Below are 23,664 nucleotides of genomic sequence, written 5' to 3'. Positions count from 1 at the left end.
TTATCACCTCAATTAATGGGAACGGTCCCATTTATAAGAAAGACAAACTGAACTCCAATAGGGTGGACAATAATATGAGTAGGATTTCAAGCCAAGACGTTTCCCGTCTTATAGAGCTAGTCGGAGGTAACGACAATATTGCCAGCGTCAGTCATTGCCTTACACGATTACGCTTTGTGTTAAATGATACCGATGCCGCTGATCCAAAAGCGTTGGAAGCTTTGCCTTTGGTTAAGGGCTGTTTCACCAATGCGGGCCAGTTCCAAGTTGTGATCGGAACGGAAGTCGACGATGTTTACAAAGAACTGATCAAACAAGCTGGTAAAAGTGAGACCAGTAAAGACGACGCGAAACTGGCGGCTCGTCAGAATATGAATATTCTAGAGCGCGGTATTTCACATCTGGCTGAAATCTTCGTACCTCTGCTGCCTGCCATTATTACTGGTGGTCTGATCCTTGGCTTTCGTAACGTTATTGGCGACATCAAAATGTTTGATGGCCAAACTCTTACGCAAATCAGTCAGTTTTGGGCAACGGTCCACTCTTTCTTATGGTTAATCGGCGAAGCAATCTTTTTCTTCTTACCTGTTGGTGTTTGCTGGGCGACCGTTAAAAAACTTGGAGGGACGCCAATTCTGGGTATCACCTTAGGTGTGACCTTGGTTTCCCCACAACTGATGAATGCTTACGCCATTGGTAAGGAAATTCCGCAAGTTTGGGACTTTGGTTGGTTTGTCATTGAAAAGGTGGGTTACCAAGCTCAAGTCATTCCTGCCATGTTAGCCGGTGTTGCTCTGGCGTTCATTGAAACCAACTTGAAACGCATTGTGCCTGCTTACTTGTATTTAGTCGTGGTGCCGTTTGTTTCTATCATTCTTTCTGTGATTTTGGCGCACGCATTAATTGGCCCATTTGGTCGAATTATTGGTGATGGCGTTGCATTCGCGGCAAAAGCGGCGATGACGGGTGACTTTGCTGTCATCGGCGCAATGGTATTTGGCTTTCTTTATGCCCCACTGGTTATCACCGGTGTGCACCACACGACCAATGCCGTTGATTTGCAATTGATGCAAGAAATGGGTGGTACGCCAATCTGGCCTTTGATTGCATTGTCCAATATTGCACAAGCGTCTGCGGTTGTCGGCATTATTATTATTAGCCGTAAAAATGGTGAGCGTGATATTTCAGTCCCTGCCGCTATCTCTGCTTACCTTGGTGTTACGGAACCTGCGATGTACGGCATTAACTTGAAGTACAAATTCCCAATGTTGAGCGCCATGATTGGTTCTGCGATTGCTGCGGCAATTTGTGGTAGTGCGGGTGTGATGGCGAATGGTATCGGTGTCGGTGGCTTGCCAGGCATTCTATCCATTCAACCTCAATACTGGTCAGTATATTTAATAGCGATGGCTGTCGCGATTGTCGTTCCTGCTGCTCTGACTTTGTTCATGTACAAACGAGCTCAAGGTAAAGGCGAACTGACTGCAGTTAGTGCCTAACGTATCGAGTTTATATACATAAGTACTTTAAATGGCCGTTGTTAACGTAGATTTTCACGGCCACTCAATTCAGATTTTCTATTTTTACATCGTTAAGTAAGTGAGCTTTGGAATGGTGGCAGTACAACAAGACTGGTGGCGCACAGCGTCTATCTATCAAATTTACCCTAAAAGTTTTTGTGACAGTGGAAGTCGTGGAACGGGCGATATAAAAGGGATCATTTCTAAGCTCGATTATCTAAAAAAGCTGGGTGTGGATGCAATTTGGCTTACTCCTGTTTACCAATCTCCGATGATTGATAATGGCTATGATATCTCAGATTATTACTCGGTGAATCCTGAGTTTGGCACAATGGCAGACTTAGAGCAGTTGTTGGCACAAGCTCACCAACGTGGCATTCGTATTATTATGGATATCGTGGTGAATCATACTTCAACTCATCACCACTGGTTTCAGTCGGCTTTGGGGGACAAAAACAGCCCGTACCGAGACTACTATATTTGGAAAGATCCAGTAGATGATGAAGTACCGAATAACTGGCAGTCCAAATTTGGTGGCAGCGCTTGGGAGTTAGACCGTGAAACCAATCAGTACTTTTTGCACCTATTTGCAAAAGAACAAGCCGACTTAAATTGGGAAAATCCAAAAGTTCGCGCTGAAGTCAAAGAGGTGATCAGGTTTTGGGCGGAAAAAGGCGTTGATGGCTTCCGTTTAGATGTCATCAATTTAATTTCCAAGCAGCAAGACTTTCCTAGCGATGAAATTGGTGATGGTCGCCGTTTCTATACTGACGGCCCACGTGTGCATGAATATTTGCAAGAAATCAGTGAAGCGGTGTTCCAAAAATACGGCAGCGTGACGGTTGGCGAGATGTCTTCTACAACGCTTGAGCATTGTCAGCAGTATTCCGCTAACAATAACAAAGAGCTGTCTATGGTGTTTAACTTCCATCATTTGAAAGTCGACTATACCAACGGAGACAAGTGGACCAATGCGCCGTTTGATTTCTTACAATTAAAAGAGATCTTTAATCATTGGCAAACCGGGTTGAATGGTAAGGGGTGGGGGGCACTGTTTTGGTGTAACCACGACCAGCCACGCATTGTTAGTCGCTTGGGAGATGATAAACGCTACCGTGTCGAGTCCGCTAAAATGTTGGCTGCGTCAGTACATATGATGCAAGGCACGCCCTACATCTATCAAGGTGAAGAGATCGGAATGACCAATCCGGGCTATACCAGCATTGATCAGTACCAAGATGTAGAAAGTACTAACATGTACGACATCATGGTGAAGCAACAAGGCGTTGCCGAAGCTGACATGCTCGCCATATTGGCACAAAAGTCTCGTGATAACTCTCGTGCCCCGATGCAATGGGATGACTCTTTACATGCTGGATTTACACAGGGAACACCTTGGCTTCAAGTTGCCGGGAACTATCTGCAAATCAATGCGCAACAAGCGGTAGCAAATATCGACTCTGTTTACTATTTTTATCAGAAATTAATAAAGATGCGCAAAGAGGTTGAGGTGATAACGACAGGTGATTATCTGGATTTACTGCCTAATCACTCGAGTGTTTTTGCATACCAGCGCCAATCAGAAAAACAAACCTTGGTGTGCGTAAACAACTACTATGGCAATGAAGTTGAGGTGACGTTGCCTGTAAGGGAGGATGTGGAAAAAGGCCGCTATCTATTAGGTAACTATTCAGATATTGAAAATACTTCAGTGATGGCTAAACAAGTTCTTAAACCGTATGAGACGCGTATTTTTCTTATTGAGCACTAATTTTCATATAGGCCACTTGCTAAGGAGTCAATTGAAATTGGCAGGCAACCCCCAATAGTGGCTTTCATATAAAGCAAAACTTAGTCGTTACAGAATGTGGCTTTGGAGTTATCTCCAAAGCCTTTTTTACATCTAAAAGGGGATGGTGGTCGTGTTAGCTGTATTTAACCGTGTAGCGTGTCGGCTTGTGGTTCATCGCTAACACGAGGTTGAGCATTACCGCACCTAACACGGAGACAGCGATCACTTCTATTGATACGAAGAAGAAAGAAGTCACAAGAATTAATGCATCAATGATCATCTGACTCTTACCGACCGAGAAGCCGGTCTTATCTTGAATAACTAAACATAATACGTTAAACCCACCCAAACTCGAACGATGCCTAAATAAAATAAGCATGCCCAATCCCATTAACAATCCCCCAACGATAGCGCAGTACACATCGTTGATCGCATCCACACTAATTACATGATGTAAGTTGTCGGTGAAAATTGAAACAAGCGCACCAGATATTGCACTATTAAAGGCGAATCGAGGCCCAAAGCGACGCCAAGCCAATAGATAAAATGGGCAGTTAGCGATGAAATAGATCATACCGAAGCTTAATGGCACAAACTGAGTCAATAAAAGCGCAAGGCCGGTAGTACCACCGGTTAATAAATGTGAAGACTGTAGAAAGAATACGCCCTGAGCAACAACAAACGTGCCGGTTAAAATAGCAATCCAATCTTCTTTACTTGAGTGTTTTTCCATCATTTTTATAGTTATCTAGCCATTAGAGGCGTGAATAGTAGAGAAAAGTTTATGTTTTCGGTAGCTACAAAGGTAAAAATGACGCAAAGGCGTGTAACTGAAGTTTTACACAGTGTAAAGCTGGTGGTTGACACTTATCGGTGATAAGTTAACCATATTGCCCTTGATCGTGATAAGGACTAATGTCGATCATGAGATATTTACATAAAGAAAGTGTAATTTACACTTTATGACATAGATCAAATTATGTAGAATATCGGCAATTAATACGGTGACGAAAACGTTTGCTTTTGGTCGTTGTGTGGTTTTTTTGAAACTTTGAGATTATCTGAGTCAGGAGATACAGATGCTAAAGCGTGACATGAACATCGCTGATTATGATGCGGACCTCTTTACCGCAATCCAGGAAGAAACTCTTCGCCAAGAAGAGCATATTGAGCTAATTGCTTCAGAAAACTACACCAGCCCACGTGTAATGGAAGCTCAAGGTTCTCAACTAACGAACAAGTACGCAGAAGGTTACCCTGGTAAGCGTTACTACGGCGGTTGTGAGTTTGTTGATAAAGTAGAAACGCTAGCAATCGAGCGTGCATGTGAGCTATTTGGCGCACAGTATGCAAACGTGCAGCCTCACTCTGGTTCTCAAGCGAATAATGCGGTTTACATGGCGCTGCTAAACGCAGGCGATACTGTATTAGGTATGAGCCTTGCTCACGGTGGTCACCTAACTCACGGTTCTCCAGTAAACTTCTCTGGTAAGCTTTACAACATCATTCCTTACGGTATTGATGAAGCTGGCCAGATCGATTACGAAGAAATGGAAGCACTAGCAGTAGAACATAAGCCTAAGATGATCATTGGTGGTTTCTCTGCTTACTCTCAAATTTGTGATTGGGCGCGCATGCGTGAAATCGCAGACAAAGTTGGCGCTTACTTCTTCGTAGACATGGCACACGTTGCTGGTCTTATCGCTGCAGGCGTATACCCGAACCCAGTTCCTCATGCGCACGTTGTTACTACAACGACGCATAAAACATTAGCTGGTCCACGTGGCGGTCTTATCCTTTCTAACGAAGGCGAAGATCTTTACAAGAAGCTAAACTCAGCGGTATTCCCTGGCGGCCAAGGCGGCCCTCTAATGCACGTTATCGCGGGTAAAGCCGTAGCGTTCAAAGAAGCGCTAGAGCCAGAGTTTAAAGAATACCAAACTCGCGTCGTTGCTAACGCAAAAGCAATGGTTGCTGAATTCCTGGCTCGCGGTTACAACATCGTTTCAGGTTCTACCGAGAACCACCTGTTCCTTGTTGACCTAATCGACAAAGACATCACAGGTAAAGAAGCGGATGCTGTACTTGGTTCTGCAAACATCACAGTGAACAAAAACTCAGTACCAAACGATCCTCGTAGCCCGTTTGTTACTTCTGGTATCCGTGTTGGTTCTCCTTCAATCACTCGTCGTGGTTTCTCAGAAGAAGATTCAAAAGCACTTGCTGGCTGGGTGTGTGACATCCTTGATAACCTAGGCGATGAGTCTGTTATCGAAGCTACAAAAGCCAAAGTTCTAGAAATTTGTAAGCGTCTACCTGTATACGCTTAAGCTTGATAGGCTGAAGGCGAGAAGCTAGAAACGATAAGAGCAAGAGACCGTTTGGTTCCCTTGCTCTTTTTTTGTTTCTAAATCGAATAGAAGAAGTAAAGTTGGGACTTCATTCGTAAGATGATGCCTCGAATGACATCAAGAAATGCCATGAATCCAACTGGCTTTTCTCCGCTTACCCACGCTAACCCAACCGAACCTACCGGTAAGTCGTAGCCGTCACTTTCTGCTACTTTGAGGCGCACAAAGTGGTGCTTGTTCTGTAAGTTTTTCCCGGTTGTCGCACGTACAGAGTCGTCAAAACCAAGTAAGTTGCCTTGTGCTTCTCCCGTTGCTTCAACAATTCCTTCTACTTCTGCTGCAAATACCTTTCCGGGATAAACCGATGAGGCAAACTCTGCTGCTTGGCCGGGTTTTACATTTCGGATTGCTTGATGATTTACGCGCATCAAGACGTATTTTTCGTTAGTGTACATTTGTAAGCGAGGCATCATCGATACCCTTTGTCCTTCACGCAAAATGAAATTGGTAACAAAGCCGTCAGCGGGTGCGTATACCTTAGTACTGTCTAAATCCCACTGCGTTTGCGCTATTTGTTCATCAATGGTACGTAAGTCGGCGTGCCTGCTTTTTACCGCAAGCTCTGCTTTGGTTATGGCCAGCTTGGCTTTATCGGCATCAACGTGTTTTTTCTTAATTTGAGAGTTGATCACATTCATGTTTTGTTTTGCCATTTCAACACTGCTGGTTTGCTTATCAATGTCGCTGGCGGTAATGGTGTTTTTTACCACTCTGTTTTGTTCGTTGTAGCGTATAAGCATTTTGTTTTGCAGATCGTAGTCGACTCTTGCTGCCATTAATTGGCTCTTAGATGTCTCTAGGTCTTGCAATAGTGATTGGTAAGCCGCTTTAGAGATAGCGATGTCTTCTTTGGCAACATCCAGTGCGACTTCTGCTGCCTCTCTTTTCACCGTGGCTTGATTTAAGGCGATTTGATAGCGGGTGTCGTCAAGCTCATAAATCAACTGGCCTTTTGTCACATCTTGATTAGGCTTAACGTAAATACGCTCTACCTTTCCAGTCACATTGCTAGAATCGGGACGCAGCTGAATATGAGGCGACTGAACGACCGAGCCTCCCGACAAGTCCATCGGGGTAAAATTAATAAGCCCAACCCAAACGAATAGCAGCCATGACGTTCCGCCCAGATAAGCGAACGACTTAGTCGCTTTATTCCATGGCATACCGACCATTCGTAATAGGTAAATAAATAGTGACCATACTGCTAAGCCTTCTAACATTTTGGTTCCTCTTGTTTGATTGTCACGGGTGTATGGCGCCATGTGTCTCTAAGGTTGATGATGGCCTTTTCCATATCAACAAACGCGAGAATAACGGCCAATACCCATACCCAGTGCCAAATGAAACCAATCCATGTGAGGGCAGTAATCAATCCTATTTGATGATGATCTTTACTGTGCGCTTTGTTGATTGGTAGTTCATGCAGTTTCCAGAAACCATATGCTGCTGCGCCAATTGTAGCGATTAGGATCACTGCCGCGACAACATGCAGCGCAGTATCGGCGCCAGTTCCTACAAACGGGACACTAAGTAAGCTCATTCAATACTCCTGATGATTAAGATGAACTTATTGTGATTTAGAATTGAATAAATAGATTCAATATGACAGATTACTTAAATATTGAGGTTATATTGATGTAATTGGTAAGGTGATTGTTGTGAAGAGTGTTCATTTCATGCGTGCGATAGCAATTGTTAATATCGGTGAGCTAGCGGTAAAACGGTATGGGATAGACATCAATCAATTAGGTATACCAGAATCGGTATTTCTTAACCCGATGAACTTGATCCCAATTGATGAAGTGAACGACTGGTTTAGCCTTTTAGTACAACAGACGGCTAACCCAGACATCATCCTTGAATTGGCACAGATCCTGGATATAGAAAGCATGGGAGCCATTGGGCGCTGGTTGTTCTCGGGCTACGATTTGGCTTCCACCATTCGGCGGATTAACTATGGTGTCGGGAGCTTACAGTCTGGCGCGTTTATGGCTGGCGCTCAAGTTGGTTCTATTATTAAGTGGACTTATAACAACCCCAATTTCTCGCCACAAGTCAAAGTACACGATAGTGTGCGTGTAGCAATATTCATGACGAAAGTACTGCGCGAATACCTAGGCGCAGACTTCGCGCCTCAACGGGTTATGATTTCTGGTGTATGTAAAAATGAGCAAGCGTACAAGGCATTTTTTGGCTGCGACATTGGATGGAGTCATTCAAGAACCGAGGTATGGATTCATTCTGACTTAAGGCTGGCAACCAAGCAGTCTCGTCAAATTTCAAATAAACGTTTGGCGATGAATTTTACAGAGCTGGATGAGATATTGAACATGCCAGAACCAGAAGATGAGCTAAAAGTGATCTATGAAATGGTTAACTATAGCCGCTACTTTGGTTTACCAACCTTGTCTTCGGTATCCAGCTTACTGGGCTTGTCGGAGCAGCAATTTCAACGCCGATTACATAGCCTAGGGCTTAATTTTTCGACCGTATGCGGCTATGTGATGAGTAATGTCGCGGTTGATTTACTCAGCAAAGGGATCGAAGTCGATCAGGTTGCTGTTCGGTTAGGTTATACCAACGTAGCCAGTTTTAATCGCATGTTCAAAAAACACCGAGGCCTAACGCCTAAACAATACATCCGGCATTTTCATGATGTTTTTTAGCGCACTCATCAAGTAGAGTTCTGATAACCACCGACCACACTCGCTGATAGTAGCAACCTTTGCTTGAAGGGACAGGCACCTAGAGTTGCTAGTTCAAAATATAGCGCTGCCATATCGTTCCCACGCTCGGAAGTGACGCCAGTAATTTTCGTTGATGTCACGCATTACTTTCAGTGTTTCGACGATGAAAGGCTCTAAGTGCCCACTACTCTGGGGGAGCCAATTTAAAAAGCCTTTACGGTCAAGTATTAGAAAGTGAGATATCTCTTCAATATTTTACGAAAAATAATGCAGTCGCTAGAAAAGGGGTGAAAGGTACGCTCAAAAAGTATCAATAATGTATGTGGCATATAGTCAATTAGGTTCATAATATTCTCTTTTTTGGAGAGCTAAATGTATCTTTCAATTTTGACACATAACCGTGAAGTGCCACTATCTTCAGATTATATAAACTATATGTTTCCAGCAAATAAGTTATTTAACTCTTGTATTGAGCTGCGAAGTGATACTGCCGTGGAGTCTATTCCTGCATCTTCCATCAAGGACTCTTCACTTGCGGGGCCACTTAGAAAGCTCCCAAACGATCTAACTGGTGAAAAAAGACTTCAACAACTTAAAGAGAAAATTGATCGAAGTGTAAATGTAAAAGCAACAATGGTTACGGATAGGGCGCACTGGAAAAATAAAGGGGTGCTCCCGTCTAAGCGTTATCCTAGTGTTGCTCCTATACAGCCATCAACATCACTGTCCAATGCAATGAAGATTAAAGGGGGAAGAGCTATGGCTGTGGGCATAGTATTGCAGAAAGGTCGTGCCATGTTGCTTTATGATATTGTCCGCCAAAATGTTAAGGCATTAGCTAAGAGAGTTAAAATCTCAAACCCTGAGTCTTCTGGTTGCGTTTTGATTGTAAATATAAAATATCTAAAAGTAGAAAGGGAGTACGGAAAAGCCCCTCAATTATCACAAGTCACGTTAGACCACCTGATTCCAAGTGCAGATGAGTCTGGTTTTGAATCTCACGCTTATTTAAGAGAAAAAATTAGCAGTTTATGTGAGGTGAGTGCAAGAAAACGAGTAGATACAAAATTTTCGATAGTACACGGTGAAACCGATGAGTCTTACTCTACAGCTATCCTATTTATCAAATGTGTGTGGTGAATAAATGAAGGATTTCATCTTACTTATATTGGTATTTTTACTAGTGGCTTGCAACGAAAGCAACTCAATAGTTGCTGAAATGGAAGGCAATAAGCAAGAGCCAAAAAGTACGTCTAGTGTTTCCGCTTCGCAGTTATATCGTGAAGCAAATGTGCTTTATGAACAGGGTGATATTAAAGGCGCACAGTCCAAGCTTGAAGTCGCGGCTACTCGTGGTGATAATCATGCGAAAGAACTTTTGGGCTTTATTTTACTTAGAGAGTCAGAAGTATCAGACCTCAAGAAAGGATTTAGGCTTGTGACAGAAGCCGCTGAAGGTGGCTTAGTAAGTGCTCAGTTTTACCTTGGAACATGCCTATATGATGATGGCTGTGGCATTCCGGAGAATAGAATCCTATCGGCATACTGGCTAGAGAAAGCGCTAGAGAACGGTGAGTCAGGTGCAGAGATGTTACTGAGTTTTCTTAAAGAAGACTCGAATGACACGGGCATAGATGAAATGCAGTACGTTGAAAGTCTTTCTGCTTATTGGCAGCAGCTAAAATAGATGAACTTAATTCATCTATTCGGAATTGAAGGAACAGGCACCGAAAGGTCCACTAATCCAATTCTAGTGGGTTAGAGCTTATGGGGCTAGCACACTTCTGTCCTAAAGTGCTTTAGCTATGCCTCCGTATGGAAGACATGCCTGAATTCGTTCATACAACTTTAAGGCGGTCGCTTCAAAGTGAAGAAACTAGTAGGTAGGCTTTACACGAGGTGAGTAGCTCTCGGACATTTCGTTCCTCAATTCCGAGATGACGCGCCCCTTTAACTTGTTAGGAATCTACTTGATGAATGCATCGGCTTAGATTCGTCGAACTCATCGCGCGCTTTCTAGCCTTACATAAAAAGAGAGCAACAGACCCATACGGTTCTGTTGCTCTCTTTTTAACCTTAAAGCGAAGCGTCCTGCCGCCTAAAGCCTAGCTGGGAGCTCGCGACCAGCCTTAATTACTTATTAATGCTGATAGTTTCACCAGACTTACAACGGAACTGATAGTAACGAGTACTTTCGTTGAATTTAGACAGGCCTTCACCGCTGCAGTAGTCTGCGTTGATGTCACGCATGATTTCTAGAGTTTCAGCGCTACGAAGAGCGAACTTTGAACCGTCAGCACAAACGATACGAACACGGCCGTCGTCGCTGGTGGAGTAGACTTTTACTTCAGTATTACAAAGCTCAAACGAAGCATCCATGTAGTTGTCTTGTTGACTCGGAGCTGATGCACAGCCCGTTAAAGTGAATGCAAAAAGTGCCGCTGCTGCAAATAATTTCATGGGTAATATCCAATCCAATTTCTATTGATGTTAAGTTGAAGACCAAACTGGCATTAGGTGCGATATTAAACTGTTTGACCTGCTTGTCTATCAACTTAGTGTAAATTAATCTCTTTCCAGTTTAACGTACTAAACGTGTTGAGTAAAATTTAGACATAAAAAAACGCCTCAGAGCTGAGTCTGAGGCGTTATTAATCAGTTGCTTACTTAACTTCTTCGCCTTTCGCTTGAAGATCAGCGTGGTAAGACGAACGTACAAATGGGCCACATGCCGCATGAGTAAAGCCTAGCTCTAGGGCGATCTCTTTTAGCTCATCAAATTCAGATGGTGGTACATAACGCTCTACCGGAAGGTGATGGCGACTTGGTGCTAAGTATTGACCTAGGGTAAGCATCGATACGCCATGTTCGCGTAAGTCTTTTAGTACTTGAACGATTTCTTCTTTGGTTTCACCAAGGCCCATCATTACGCCCGATTTGGTCGGTACGTCTGGGTGTTGTTCTTTAAATTTCTTAAGCAGGTTTAATGACCACTTGTAGTTAGCTCCTGGGCGCGCTTTACGGTAAAGGCGAGGGGCCGTTTCTAGGTTGTGGTTAAATACATCTGGCGGATTGTCTTTTAATAACTCTAGCGCAACGTCCATACGGCCGCGGAAATCAGGAACAAGGGTTTCGATGCGGATGTTCGGGTTCTGTTCACGAATTTCACGGTTACAGTCTGCGAAGTGTTGTGCACCACCATCTCTTAAGTCATCACGGTCAACGGAAGTGATGACCACGTACTTAAGCTTCATATCAGAGATGGTTTTTGCTAGTTGCTTTGGCTCTTCCGCATTGGCAGCCATTGGGCGACCATGGGCAACATCACAGAACGGACAACGGCGCGTACAGATAGCACCCAAAATCATGAACGTTGCTGTGCCGTGGTTAAAGCACTCAGCAAGGTTAGGGCAAGAAGCTTCTTCACACACAGAGTGAAGGTTGTTTTTACGCATCGCAGATTTGATTTCTTGAATGCGGTGGCTATCTGAAGGTAATTTGATCTTCATCCAGTCAGGTTTACGTAACACTTCTTTTTGCTCTGTAGGCATGTTCTTGACGGGAATTAATGCCATTTTGTCAGCGTCACGATATTTGACGCCTTTTTCCATCTGGATAGGTTTGCTCATGATTGTCCGCTTTCTGTAATAATGTCGACCTGCTTGTAATCGAGTATAGAAACAAGCTCTTGAACTAATGATGTTTCAATGTCAGCCAGCTCGATAGAGCTCACTAAATCGCTGACCTGAATCATTTCCATTCCTTGATAACCACATGGGTTAATGCGTAGGAACGGGGATAAATCCATATTTACGTTGAGGGCGAGACCGTGAAATGAGCAGCCTTTACGAATGCGCAAACCCAAGGAACAGATCTTCTTGTTGTCAACGTAAACCCCCGGAGCATCTGGTCGTGCTGCGGAGTGAATATCATAATGGTTTAATGACCCAATGACCGTGTTTTCGATGTGCGTGACTAATTCGCGAACACCCATTTTCTTACGGCGTAAGTTTATTAAAAAGTACGCAACTAACTGCCCGGGGCCATGATAGGTAACTTGACCACCTCGGTCACTTTGCACTACGGGGATATCACCAGTATTGAGTAGGTGTTCGGCTTTACCCGCTTGTCCTTGAGTAAATACAGGGTTGTGTTCAACTAACCAAACTTGATCGACGGTTTCGTCGTCACGAGTATCTGTAAACTCGTGCATGGCTTGCCATACTGGTTGGTAGTCTTGTCGACCGAGTTTTTTTACGACTAACTGATCTTGGACGCTAGACAAAGATAGACCCTCAGGTGTTTCAGAGTATATAAAGTAAAAGGATTATAAACTTGTTTGGCACAACTAACTACCAATAAACGGACAAAGTTGTTACATCTTAAACAAATTAAATCTAACCGTTTGAAAGACTTTAAAAGAAAACGGAATCGAGATGATCAGATTGTTTACTTGATGGTGCTCAGAGACAAAAACAGCGACTCATCGTCGCTGTTTTAACATAGTTACTTTGCACACTGTCTCTTCACGTTGAAGTGGCTGTGATTAAAGCACCATTCGAACGATGTCAATTTCACCCAATTCTTTATATAGGGTTTCTACTTGTTCAATAGACGTCGCAGTAATGCTCACAGACACAGAATTGTACGTGCCTTTGCCGCTTGGCTTAACGCTTGGGCTGTAATCACCCGGCGCGTGACGTTGAATAACCGCAAGAACCAACTCTGGTAGTTCTGGCTTAGCATAGCCCAATACCTTGTAAGTAAACTGACAAGGGAACTCAAGTAGATCTTTCAGTTTTGCATCAGAGTTGATGTTCATAATGATGGAATACTCCAATTTGGTTATTTTCGGTGCGGAATAGTACTGCCATTCGCACAGGATCTCAAGAACAACAAAAGCCGCACTAGGCGGCTTTTATCAGTATTATGCAAACCGTTTTTTAGCTAAACCAGCTCTTGAACAGCAGCACAATGTAATCAATTAAACGGCTAAATAAGCTGCCTTCATCAACACTTTCTAGTGCTAGAAGCGGGTATTCAGCGATGTCTTCACCGTCTACTTGGTAGAACAAACGGCCTACTACGTCACCTTGGCTAATCGGAGCTTGCAGTTCAGTATCTAACACAAAGTTCGCGCTCATGTTTTTAGCTTGGCCGCGAGGAAGTGTTACGTACGTATCTTCAGCTACGCCAAGCGCGACTGTGTCGCTTTCGCCCATCCAGATTTTTTCGCTTACAAACGTTTCACCCGCTTTATGAGGAGAAACTGTTTCAAAAAAGCGGAATCCGTAGTTCAGTAATTTTTTGCTTTCTGCTTTACGAGCATTCGTATTTTTTGTGCCCATAACCGCAGCAACTAAGCGCATTTTGCCTTGAGTGGCAGAACTAACCAGGCTGTAACCGGCGTTATTTGTGTGGCCAGTTTTAATGCCGTCTACGTTCATGCTTTTATCCCAAAGCAAGCCGTTACGGTTGTATTGAGTGATGCCGTTGTAGGTAAACTGTTTTTCAGCGTAGATACGGTACTCTTCAGGGACATCGCGAATAAGTGCTTGTCCAAGCAGTGCCATATCGTAAGGAGTCGAATATAATTCGTTGTTATCTAAGCCGTGTACGTTAGCAAAGTGGCTATCGTCCATACCAATAGATTTAGCCCAAGCGTTCATTAGATCGACGAATGCGTCTTCTGAGCCTGCAACGTGTTCTGCCATCGCTACCGTTGCATCGTTGCCAGATTGAATGATGATACCGCGGTTGAGATCCTCAACTGTGACGGTTGTGCCGACTTCAATGAACATTTTTGATGAGTCAGGGAAGTTTTTCGCCCAAGCATTTTTGCTTACCACGACTTTATCGCTAAGGGCAATGTTGCCGCGATCAAGTTCTTGGCCGATAACATAACTTGTCATCATTTTGGTTAGACTTGCAGGGGAAAGACGTGTGTTCATTTCCTTTTGAGCAAGTACTTTACCTGAGTTGAAATCCATCAACACGTAACCCTTTGCCGCGATCTCTGGAGCATCAGGGACAACAATTGGTGCTGAATGAGCATAAGGTGCCAAGCTAGCAGTTACGGTAGCTGAGGCAATGAGCAAAGTTTTTAAGTATGATTTTTTCATTGGTTTAATAATCGTTATGTAATTTTTGAAGCTAAACTGTCCATATCTTAGCAGAATCAATCGGCTAAGTCAGAATGTTAGAGCGAAATTGAAATTGTTATTGTCACATTCCATGTCAAGATTGTGCTCTAAAGCGCTTGATAAAAGCGGAGGGATAACCTTCCGATTGTACTTGGATTAACGTAGCTTTTGTCAAATCTACGTCATCAAAGGGCCCAAGAAATATTCGATGTACTGACTTGTCTGCTTGGGTAAAACTTTTGACTGATAGTCTTTGACCCATTTCTTGAGCTAAAGTTCGCGCTTTTTCTCCATCTTTTGACGCTGCAAACTGAATAATAAACTGATGCTTATTATTGATTGGTGTCTTGCTTGGTTTTTCGACCGAGATGTATTCGATCTCTACGTTGGCAGTGCCTGTTTTTAGGACGTCCAATTTATAAGCCGCAGCGTAGCTTAAATCAATAATGCGTCCTTCATGAAACGGCCCGCGGTCGTTGATTCTTACTATCGTCGTTTTGTTATTGTCTTTGTTGGTGACTTTAACATAACTCGGGATAGGCAGTGTTTTATGGGCCGCCGACATTGAATACATATCATAAATTTCGCCGTTCGACGTTAAGTGGCCATGGAACTTCTTGCCATACCAAGACGATATGCCTTGTTGTTTGAAATCTTTTGGCTGCTTCACTATTTGGTAAGATTTACCGCGCAACGTGTAATCTTTGTTACCGCCTAAGCTGATCGGCTCATACTTAGGGTGTGCGTCTTCCAAATGCTCAACGGCAATCGGCTTGGCTGGGGCTAAGTCATCATCGATGGTGTAGCGGCCTTTATCAGAGCTAGAACAACCTGCCAAAATGGAAGGGATTACGATCGCTATAGCGAGCAGGAGAATCTTTTTGAACATGATATTAGGTCGCCTTAGAGAGCATTTTTCTGTGTGTATGAATCGACATTAAAATGCCAAAGCCAGCCATGAGTGTCACCATTGATGTACCGCCATAACTAATTAGAGGTAGGGGAACGCCTACCACAGGCAAAATACCACTCACCATGCCAATATTTACAAAAATATAGACAAAGAAGCTCAAAACAACACTTCCCGCCATCATGCGGCCAAATGCGGTTTGGGCTTTACTGGCAAGAATGAGCCCACGGCCAATAATAAACAAATAGATACTGAGTAGAGCGATGACGCCGATCATTCCCCATTCTTCTGCGATAACGGCGAAGATGAAGTCAGTGTGGCGTTCTGGCAAAAATTCCAATTGAGACTGGGTTCCGTGAAGCCAGCCTTTTCCAGACATGCCTCCAGAGCCGATAGCAATTTTGCTTTGAATGATATGGTAACCCGCGCCGAGTGGATCAGACTCTGGGTTAAATAGGGTTTTCACTCGCACTTTTTGGTATTCCCGCATCAGGAAGAACCAAAGTACAGGAATAAAAGCACCAACAGCTACGGCGGCAGCGCCGATAATCTTCCAGCTTATTCCTGCTAAAAATATAACAAAGATCCCTGAAGCGGCAATCAGAATAGACGTGCCAAGATCCGGTTGTTTCGCAATTAAAATGGTCGGAATAAAGACCATGAGTAGAGAAGCGAATAAGGTTCGAATTGTTGGTGGAAGTGCTTGCTTACCTATGTAGCGAGCGACCATTAACGGCACGGCCAATTTGAGTAACTCTGATGGTTGGAAGCGAATAAAACCTAGGTTTAGCCAGCGCTGTGCTCCCTTTGAGGATTCACCAAAAAACAATACACCCAGAAGCAATAGTGCCCCAGAAACAAACAATAATGGCGCTAGTGCTTCATAAGTGCGAGGTGGGATCTGAGCTAATACAAACATGACGACCAAAGAAAGCGCCATACGCATTGCTTGACGATCCATCATGGCTAAGCTTTGTCCGCTGGCACTGTACATAATGACGAGGCCAAAGGCCATTAACAGCAAAATACCGAGTAACATGGGTAAGTCGATGTGCAGGCGCTCAAAAAAGCTACGGCTTTGACCCGTGGGGTTTAATTTCATTGTGCTTTCTCACCGTCTTTTTTGTTAAGCAGTACATGATCAAATATTTTTCTTACCACTGGGCCACCTTGCGACGAACCACCGCCGGCATTTTCTAATACTATGGTCACAATAAGCTCGGGTGCATCCCATGGGGCGAAACCGGTATAAAGAGCATGATCGCGTAGATGTTCCGCTAGTTCGTCTGCATTATATTCTTGATCTTCTTTTAAGCCGAAGACCTGCGCGGTGCCGGATTTGCCTCCGGTTAGGTAAGCGGTTTTATAGAAGGCTCTTCTTGCTGTGCCTCGCTTGCCATGGTTAACCAGTTTCATGCCGTTAAGGGCGATATCCCAGTATTTATCAGGAACCCCTTCAATGGGTGGGTAAGTTTCAATAGGTGCCATTATTCGGTTATAGGGCTCGACAGATTTGTCGATTGTTGCACGCAGTAAATGCGGAGCCATGACCTTACCTCTATTCACCAAAACCGACGTCGCTTTTGCAAGCTGCATTGGTGTTGATGTCCAGTAACCTTGTCCAATCCCGACAGGGATGGTGTCTCCTTGATACCAAGGTTGACGGTGGCGGCCCATTTTCCATTCACGAGTTGGCATATTTGCTTTGCTTTCTTCTCGAATATCGATGCCGGTATAGTCACCGAAACCAAATAGCATCATCCATTCAGATATACGGTCAATGCCCATATCATAAGCGATTTGATAGAAGAAGGTGTCTACGGACTCTTCAATAGATTTAGTAATATCGACTTTACCATGGCCCCAACGTAGCCAATCTCGGAATGGTTTTGTTTTTGAATTAGGGATTTTCCAGTATCCAGGATCGTTTCGAGTGGTATTAGGTGTGATCACTTTTTCTTCCAAAGCCGCAACCGCCATAAATGGCTTGATTGTTGACGCTGGCGGATAAATTCCTAATGTCGACCGGTTCACCAATGGACGGTCTTTGTTTTCTAGCAGCGCACGGTAATCTTTACTTGAAATACCATGTACGAATGAGTTCGGGTTGTAGCTAGGGCTAGATACCATAGCAAGTACGCCATTATCTGATGGATCCAAGACAATGGCAGAGCCACGTCGGCCATCAAGTAATCCGTAGATAAAATCTTGTAAATTGATGTCTAAATTCAGAACGATATCTTGTCCTGGTATTGGCGGAACATATTTTAGCGTTCGTATTACGCGGCCACGGCTGTTGACTTCAACTTCTTGATAGCCTGCGGTGCCATGAAGCACATCCTCATAAAATCGTTCAATACCAATTTTACCAATATCGCGAGTTGCCTGATAATTTGCCGCTTTGTCTTCTAGTGTTAAACGGTTCAAATCTCGGTCATTGATACGAGAAACATAACCAATTACATGGGTTAATGAAGCGCCAAATGGGTAGTTTCGTTTCAAAATAGCGGAGACTTCAACCCCTTTAAACTCATGCTGATTAACCGCGAATAGAGCGACTTGCTGTTCGGTTAATTGAGTTAATAAAGGGATCGATTTGAATCGTCTTGTGCGTCGTCGCTCTTTGTTAAAAGCGTCGACCCTAGCGGGGGAGATCTCTAAAAAGGTCTGCAAACGAGCGACAGTATCGTCAATATCGTCGATTTTTTCAGGAGTCAGTTCAAGGCTGAAAATAGGGCGGTTTTCGGCCAGTAATATACCATTTCGGTCATAAATCAAACCGCGGTTAGGTGCGATTGGCACCACCTTGATTCGGTTATCGTTTGAGCGAGTCTTGTAGTCTTGGTACTGGTTAACCTGAATGTTATAGAGATTGAGCAGCAACACCCCCATCAAAGTGACAATGCCGACAAATGCGACAATGGCTCGACGAGAAAAAAGCGCGGACTCGGCATGGTAATCTCGGATTTGGGTGCGCATGCGTCTCATGGAGTTCTATTCTCGGTGATAAGGATGGTTCGCGGTTATGCTCCACGCTCGGTATAAACTTTCTGCCATAACAACTCGCACCAATGGGTGGGGAAGTGTTAATGGTGAAAGTGACCAGCTTTGCTCAGCCGCAGCTTTGCATGCTGGTGCTAGCCCTTCAGGACCACCGATGAGAATCGACACATCACGTGCGTCGAGTTTCCAATTCTCTAATTGCTGCGCAAGCTGCTCTGTGTTCCAAGGCTTACCTGGAATATCAAGAGAAACAATGCGATTGCCTTTTGGGACTGCCGCTAGCATGGCTTCGCCTTCTTTTTGCAAGATACGAGCGATGTCTGCATTTTTACCGCGTTTTCCTGCGGTGATTTCAATCAGTTCCAAAGGCATATCATGAGGGAAGCGACGGCGATATTCTTTAAAGCCTTCTTCCACCCATTTAGGCATTTTTGTGCCAACAGCGATCAGTTGAATCTTCAACGAATTAGCTCCACAGTTTTTCTAGTTGGTACAGTTCGCGATGCGTATCTTGCATTACGTGAATTATGGTAGAGCCAAGATCAACAACAACCCATTCGCCTTCTTGTTCACCGTCAACACCTAGAGGTTCTAGGCCGGCTTTTTTCGCTTCGCGTGATACGTGATCAGCAATAGAAACAACATGACGTTTTGAAGTACCGGTACAAACAATCATGTAATCCGTTACTGATGATTTGCCTTGTACGTCAATCGTTACGATGTTTTCTGCTTTCATGTCGTCAGCTTTGTCAGCTAAAAAGTCTTTCAGTTGTTCAAGTTGCAAGGTAGTTTCCTCAAAAATTAGTCAAATTAAAGCGGGCAGGAGTATAGCACGCTTTTTCGATCAGCTAGGAATGAGTGCATCAGGTGCGCAACACTCAAGCGATAACTGTGCAAGTAATGGCCAAACTGAACCATAGCTTGTTTTACTTTCTATTTCAGCCCGGGTTATCAGTGATAATAACTGCGCTAACTTAGTTGGCGTAAGTCGGCCAATAGCGGAGTTGTACAAGGGGCGCTTATTTTGCCAAATACGGCGAGTTTCGAAAATTCGGCTGATGGGCTGATGCGTCATTTCGCTGTGCATTTCTAATAACAGCAGCAGTTCTTTTTGGATGGTTCGAAGCATAATAATGGCTTCGACACCTTCCGATTCCAGTTGGCGTAATATTCGTTGTGCGCGTTTACTTTGTCCTGCCAACAAAGCATCGACCCATTGAAATGGAGTGAAATGGTTATGTCGACTTAAGGCTTCTTCAACTCGAACTAAGGTAAGTTGGCCATCGGGATAAATGAGCGCCAACTTTTCTAAACTTTGCGAGAGTGCTAATAGGTTGCCTTCATGCCATTGTGCCAGCATTTGTGTGGCTTGTGCATCCGCCACTAAATTGAGTGCGCGGCAACGCTGCAAAACAAATTGAGGCAGGCGATTGATGTCTGGCGTTAGGCAGTTAACGATTGCGGCATTCGCAGCAAGGGACTTAAACCATTTGCTGCTCTCTTGTTGGCGAGTGATTTTCTGGCCAATAAAGATCAGCAATATATCTGGGTTTAGCACACTTGATAGCTGCGTCAGTTCTTTGGCAGCGCCAGCTGGAAGGCCAGACTCAGGCACTTCTAGCTCTATTATTTGACGAGCAGAAAATAAGCTTAGAGCTTGGCAACAATCGTAGACTTGATTCCAATCTAGTTGCGCATCTAATGTGAATCGGTGTTTTTCTTCAAAGCCGGATTTTTCGGCTTTTTTCTGGATCGCTTGTCTGCTTTCGTGGATCAGTAGAGGTTCACTGCCAATGATCAAATAAACAGGAAAGAGTTGGCGCTCCAGGTGTTCTGGTAACTTGTCAGCAAAAATGCGCATGACTATTGCGACTCTTCCAATTTCGTCTCAGTGCTCTGGCTTACGCCTTCATCAATGAGTTGCTCTTCTTTTTCGAGCGCGGCTTTTAAGCGAGCCATTTGACGTAAGATCTGGCGGGCTGCGAGCTTTTCCATTTCATCCAGAATCATTTCTTTTTCTTCAGATTTTGCTAGAGCCGTTAACGGGTTATCAAGATAACTGCGGTTAACTGTGGTGGAATACGTTTGGGCGCCTACATCAGGAATGGTGACTCTAAATGTTGCGGTATAGGTTAGCTCGTATTCTGCCGCTCGGCTGTTTTGATATAGCGATAACGTACGCTCTTCTGAAGAACCGCTAATAAGGTGCAGATTAGGCGTGTTTTCAGAAGGTGAAACCATGTCTACACCGTTCATGTGTAGCTCGGTACGTACGTAACGGGTTAACGCACTGTATGAATCGTAACTTGTGAAGGACAAACGAGACACTTCGTCTGGCAATAAGTACGTACCACGGAAATTGAAACCGCAGGCGGTAGTAAGCACTGCAAGCGATGCGACGATAAATAAACGAACAGATGGCGAGATAAAAAGACGGTTCACTAAAGAACTCCCTTGGAATTAGCAAAATAGGCTTTGATAAGTACTCTATAGAAAAGCACTGATAAAAACCAAATAAACAGGGTGATCACTCACCCTGTTTTATTGGATAACTAAGCGATGAAATAGTTTCAGTCAGCTCAGCTTAATTATGACTAGTTGGCTACGATGTTCAGAAGTTTTCCTGGTACGTAGATCACTTTACGGATAGTTAATCCGTCTAGGAACTTAATTGCGTTCTCGTCATTCAGACCAAGTTCACGTACCTGTTCTTCAGTCGCATCTGCAGCAACGGTTAGTTTCGCACGAAGTTTACCGTTGATCATTACAACGATAGTCTTTTCGTCTTCAACTAATGCTTTTTCGTCGAAAGTAGGCCATGTTGCTGAGTCGACATTAGACTCACCTAATGCAATCCACATTTCGTAAGAGATATGAGGCGTCATTGGGTAAAGCATACGAACAACGGCTTTAAGAGCTTCATCAAGAATCGCGCGATCTTGTGCAGACTCTTGCGGCGCTTTAGCAAGCTTGTTCATCAGTTCCATGATCGCAGCAATCGCTGTGTTGAATGTTTGGCGACGGCCAATATCATCCGTTACTTTAGCAATAGTTTTGTGTACGTCACGGCGAAGTGCTTTTTGATCACCAGAAAGAGCGGTTACGTCAACGGCTTCGGCAGCACCTTTTGAAGCATGGGTGTGAACCAGTTTCCAAACGCGTTTTAGGAAGCGGTTAGCCCCTTCAACGCCAGATTCTTGCCATTCCAATGTCATGTCGGCTGGAGAAGCAAACATCATGAATAGACGAACGGTATCTGCACCGTATTTGTCGACCATTTCTTGTGGGTCGATGCCGTTGTTTTTAGACTTAGACATTTTGATCATGCCTGAGTGCTCAACGTTACGACCTTGATCATCAACGGCTGTTTCAATGCGGCCTTTTGCATCGCGTTCAATCGTCACGTCAGTAGGTGCAACCCACTCTTTGGTGCCTTTCTCGTTAGTGTGGTAGAAGGCATCAGCCAACACCATACCTTGACAAAGAAGTTGCTTGAACGGTTCGTCAGACGTTACGTAGCCAGCATCACGTAGTAGTTTATGGAAGAAACGAGAGTACAATAGGTGCATACAAGCGTGCTCGATACCCCCTACGTACTGATCAACCGGTAACCAGTAGTTCGCTTTTGCAGGATCTAGGATGTCGTCAGCTTGTGGTGAACAGTAACGAGCGTAGTACCAAGACGACTCCATAAAGGTATCGAAAGTATCGGTTTCACGCAGTGCTGGTTCACCATTGAAGGTGGTTTCAGCCCAAGATTTGTCTGCTTTTATCGGGCTGGTTACGCCGTCCATGACGACGTCTTCTGGTAGAATAACCGGTAGTTGGTCAGCAGGAACAGGGTGAACTTCACCATCAGCTGTTGTTACCATAGGGATTGGCGCACCCCAGTAACGTTGACGAGAAACACCCCAGTCACGTAGACGGAAGTTAACCGTTTTCTTGCCTTTGCCTTCTGCTTCTAATTTAGCTGAGATAGCATCGAATGCGTCTTGGAACGCTAGGCCGTCAAACTCACCAGAATCAAACAATACGCCTTTCTCAGTGTAAGCCACTTCAGAAACGTCAAGCTCGCTGCCGTCTTCAGGTTTGATGACAGGAACGATGTCTAGTTTGTACTTAGTTGCGAACTCGTAGTCACGTTGGTCATGTGCAGGAACCGCCATAACAGCGCCTGTGCCATAATCCATCAATACGAAGTTAGCAACGAAGATTGGCACTTCACGACCATTAAGAGGGTGGATAGCAGTCAAGCCAGTATCCATGCCTTTCTTTTCCATTGTCGCAAGTTCGGCTTCAGCAACTTTGGTGTTACGGCATTCGTCAACAAATGCTGCAAGCTCAGGGTTGTTCTTAGAGGCTTTCTCGGCAAGAGGGTGACCTGCTGCAATACCTACGTAAGTCATGCCCATTAGCGTGTCTGGACGTGTGGTGTAGACTTCAAGTGGGGCTTCTTCACCGTTAACGGCAAAAGACAGTTCAACACCTTCTGAGCGACCAATCCAGTTACGCTGCATGGTTTTCACCATTTCAGGCCAACCTTCAAGGTTATCTAGATCATCTAGAAGCTCTTGTGCGTATTCTGTGATCTTAATGAACCACTGTGGAATCTTCTTTTGTTCAACAGGGGTGTCACAACGCCAGCAGCAACCGTCTTCTACTTGTTCGTTAGCAAGTACAGTTTGGTCATTCGGGCACCAGTTAACAGAAGATGTCTTTTTGTACACTAGGCCTTTTTCGTAAAGCTTAGTAAAGAATTCTTGCTCCCAACGGTAGTACTCAGGTGTACAAGTTGCGAACTCACGTTTCCAATCGTAACCAAAGCCTAATAGCTTAAGCTGGTTTTTCATGTATTCGATGTTTTCGTATGTCCACGGTGCAGGTGCCGTGTTGTTTTTAACTGCTGCGTTTTCCGCGGGCAGGCCGAATGCATCCCAACCGATAGGCTGCATAACGTTTTTGCCTTGCAGACGTTGGAAGCGAGATACCACATCACCGATGGTGTAGTTACGTACGTGACCCATGTGCAGTCGACCACTTGGGTACGGGAACATAGACAGGCAGTAAAATTTTTCTTTCGTTGAGTCTTCAGTAACAACGAAAGTTTCGTTGTTATCCCAGTGCTCTTGAACTTTTTGTTCAATTTCTTGCGGGTTATATTGCTCTTGCATCGATGATATCCGGTTATCTTGGAATTT

At 44.2% G+C, this 23,664-nt stretch carries 22 protein-coding genes; 6 read left to right on the top strand and 16 right to left on the bottom strand.

Annotated features, from left to right (window positions below; translation table 11 throughout):
• Positions 1-74: 74 nt before the first annotated feature.
• Complete coding sequence (treB, locus tag VTAP4600_RS06795; RefSeq protein WP_102522096.1) at positions 75-1,499, top strand: PTS trehalose transporter subunit IIBC; 1,425 nt, start codon at positions 75-77, stop codon at positions 1,497-1,499.
• Positions 1,500-1,611: 112 nt separating this feature from the next.
• Positions 1,612-3,291 carry an alpha,alpha-phosphotrehalase gene (gene treC / locus VTAP4600_RS06790; RefSeq protein ID WP_102522095.1) on the top strand — a complete coding sequence of 560 codons (1,680 nt, stop codon included), beginning with the start codon at positions 1,612-1,614 and terminating at the stop codon, positions 3,289-3,291.
• Between the two features lie 154 nt (positions 3,292-3,445).
• Here treC and VTAP4600_RS06785 read toward each other — a convergent pair whose 3' ends face one another.
• Complete coding sequence (locus VTAP4600_RS06785) at positions 3,446-4,045, bottom strand: YitT family protein (RefSeq protein ID WP_102523927.1); 600 nt, start codon at positions 4,043-4,045, stop codon at positions 3,446-3,448.
• 346 nt (positions 4,046-4,391) lie between these two features.
• On the opposite strand from VTAP4600_RS06785, the gene glyA reads away from it, so the two are divergent.
• On the top strand, positions 4,392-5,642 hold the full coding sequence (gene glyA, locus VTAP4600_RS06780) for a serine hydroxymethyltransferase (protein WP_102522094.1): 1,251 nt from the start codon (positions 4,392-4,394) through the stop codon (positions 5,640-5,642).
• 77 nt (positions 5,643-5,719) lie between these two features.
• Here the strand turns inward: glyA and VTAP4600_RS06775 are convergent, their stop codons facing one another.
• Entirely contained in the window at positions 5,720-6,943 is a 1,224-nt protein-coding gene (locus VTAP4600_RS06775) for an HlyD family secretion protein (protein WP_102522093.1), read from the bottom strand.
• Positions 6,937-7,263 carry an MFS transporter gene (locus VTAP4600_RS06770; RefSeq protein ID WP_102522092.1) on the bottom strand — a complete coding sequence of 109 codons (327 nt, stop codon included), beginning with the start codon at positions 7,261-7,263 and terminating at the stop codon, positions 6,937-6,939. The genes VTAP4600_RS06775 and VTAP4600_RS06770 overlap by 7 nt, the downstream gene beginning before the upstream one ends.
• A gap of 118 nt (positions 7,264-7,381) precedes the next feature.
• Here VTAP4600_RS06770 and VTAP4600_RS06765 point away from each other — a divergent pair, with 118 nt between their 5' ends.
• The 3 genes from VTAP4600_RS06765 to VTAP4600_RS06755 all read left to right on the top strand — a co-directional run bounded on the left by VTAP4600_RS06765 (position 7,382) and on the right by VTAP4600_RS06755 (position 10,097).
• The gene (locus tag VTAP4600_RS06765) at positions 7,382-8,389 is read left to right on the top strand and encodes an AraC family transcriptional regulator (protein WP_172443086.1); all 1,008 of its coding nucleotides are present in this window, start codon (positions 7,382-7,384) and stop codon (positions 8,387-8,389) included.
• 393 nt (positions 8,390-8,782) lie between these two features.
• The gene (locus tag VTAP4600_RS06760; RefSeq protein WP_102522090.1) at positions 8,783-9,550 is read left to right on the top strand and encodes a hypothetical protein; all 768 of its coding nucleotides are present in this window, start codon (positions 8,783-8,785) and stop codon (positions 9,548-9,550) included.
• A gap of 4 nt (positions 9,551-9,554) precedes the next feature.
• Entirely contained in the window at positions 9,555-10,097 is a 543-nt protein-coding gene (locus VTAP4600_RS06755) for a tetratricopeptide repeat protein (RefSeq protein ID WP_102522089.1), read from the top strand.
• Positions 10,098-10,543: 446 nt separating this feature from the next.
• Here VTAP4600_RS06755 and VTAP4600_RS06750 read toward each other — a convergent pair whose 3' ends face one another.
• The 13 genes from VTAP4600_RS06750 to leuS all read right to left on the bottom strand — a co-directional run bounded on the left by VTAP4600_RS06750 (position 10,544) and on the right by leuS (position 23,637).
• Positions 10,544-10,870 (bottom strand): hypothetical protein, encoded by a 327-nt coding sequence (locus VTAP4600_RS06750; protein WP_102522088.1) that lies wholly within the window; start codon positions 10,868-10,870, stop codon positions 10,544-10,546.
• 203 nt (positions 10,871-11,073) lie between these two features.
• Entirely contained in the window at positions 11,074-12,039 is a 966-nt protein-coding gene (gene lipA / locus VTAP4600_RS06745) for a lipoyl synthase (protein WP_102522087.1), read from the bottom strand.
• Positions 12,036-12,695 carry a lipoyl(octanoyl) transferase LipB gene (gene lipB / locus VTAP4600_RS06740; RefSeq protein WP_102522086.1) on the bottom strand — a complete coding sequence of 220 codons (660 nt, stop codon included), beginning with the start codon at positions 12,693-12,695 and terminating at the stop codon, positions 12,036-12,038. Before lipB ends, lipA begins: the two co-directional genes overlap by 4 nt.
• Positions 12,696-12,956: 261 nt before the next feature.
• Positions 12,957-13,235: a DUF493 family protein YbeD gene (ybeD, locus tag VTAP4600_RS06735; protein ID WP_102523926.1), complete on the bottom strand. Its 279-nt coding sequence runs from the start codon at positions 13,233-13,235 to the stop codon at positions 12,957-12,959.
• Between the two features lie 118 nt (positions 13,236-13,353).
• Entirely contained in the window at positions 13,354-14,532 is a 1,179-nt protein-coding gene (locus tag VTAP4600_RS06730) for a serine hydrolase (RefSeq protein WP_102522085.1), read from the bottom strand.
• Positions 14,533-14,647: 115 nt separating this feature from the next.
• Positions 14,648-15,442, bottom strand: coding sequence for a septal ring lytic transglycosylase RlpA family protein (locus VTAP4600_RS06725; RefSeq protein WP_102522084.1), 795 nt, complete (start codon positions 15,440-15,442; stop codon positions 14,648-14,650).
• 4 nt (positions 15,443-15,446) lie between these two features.
• A complete protein-coding gene (gene rodA / locus VTAP4600_RS06720; protein ID WP_102522083.1) occupies positions 15,447-16,565 on the bottom strand; it encodes a rod shape-determining protein RodA in 1,119 nt (372 codons plus the stop codon).
• Positions 16,562-18,451, bottom strand: coding sequence for a penicillin-binding protein 2 (gene mrdA / locus VTAP4600_RS06715; RefSeq protein ID WP_102522082.1), 1,890 nt, complete (start codon positions 18,449-18,451; stop codon positions 16,562-16,564). Before mrdA ends, rodA begins: the two co-directional genes overlap by 4 nt.
• Before the next feature lie 6 nt (positions 18,452-18,457).
• On the bottom strand, positions 18,458-18,928 hold the full coding sequence (gene rlmH / locus VTAP4600_RS06710) for a 23S rRNA (pseudouridine(1915)-N(3))-methyltransferase RlmH (protein WP_102522081.1): 471 nt from the start codon (positions 18,926-18,928) through the stop codon (positions 18,458-18,460).
• Between the two features lie 4 nt (positions 18,929-18,932).
• Entirely contained in the window at positions 18,933-19,250 is a 318-nt protein-coding gene (rsfS, locus tag VTAP4600_RS06705; protein ID WP_102522080.1) for a ribosome silencing factor, read from the bottom strand.
• A 60-nt stretch (positions 19,251-19,310) separates the two neighbouring features.
• Positions 19,311-20,327, bottom strand: coding sequence for a DNA polymerase III subunit delta (gene holA, locus VTAP4600_RS06700; protein ID WP_102522079.1), 1,017 nt, complete (start codon positions 20,325-20,327; stop codon positions 19,311-19,313).
• 2 nt (positions 20,328-20,329) lie between these two features.
• Positions 20,330-20,908 carry an LPS-assembly lipoprotein LptE gene (locus VTAP4600_RS06695; protein ID WP_102522078.1) on the bottom strand — a complete coding sequence of 193 codons (579 nt, stop codon included), beginning with the start codon at positions 20,906-20,908 and terminating at the stop codon, positions 20,330-20,332.
• 152 nt (positions 20,909-21,060) lie between these two features.
• Positions 21,061-23,637 carry a leucine--tRNA ligase gene (gene leuS, locus VTAP4600_RS06690; protein ID WP_102522077.1) on the bottom strand — a complete coding sequence of 859 codons (2,577 nt, stop codon included), beginning with the start codon at positions 23,635-23,637 and terminating at the stop codon, positions 21,061-21,063.
• Positions 23,638-23,664: the final 27 nt, after the last annotated feature.

Origin of the sequence: Vibrio tapetis subsp. tapetis (genome assembly GCF_900233005.1) — a bacterium.
Lineage (GTDB): Bacteria > Pseudomonadota > Gammaproteobacteria > Enterobacterales > Vibrionaceae > Vibrio > Vibrio tapetis.
The sequence above is the reverse complement of the archived record's forward strand: the minus strand, read 5'-3'. Positions and strand labels throughout refer to the sequence as shown.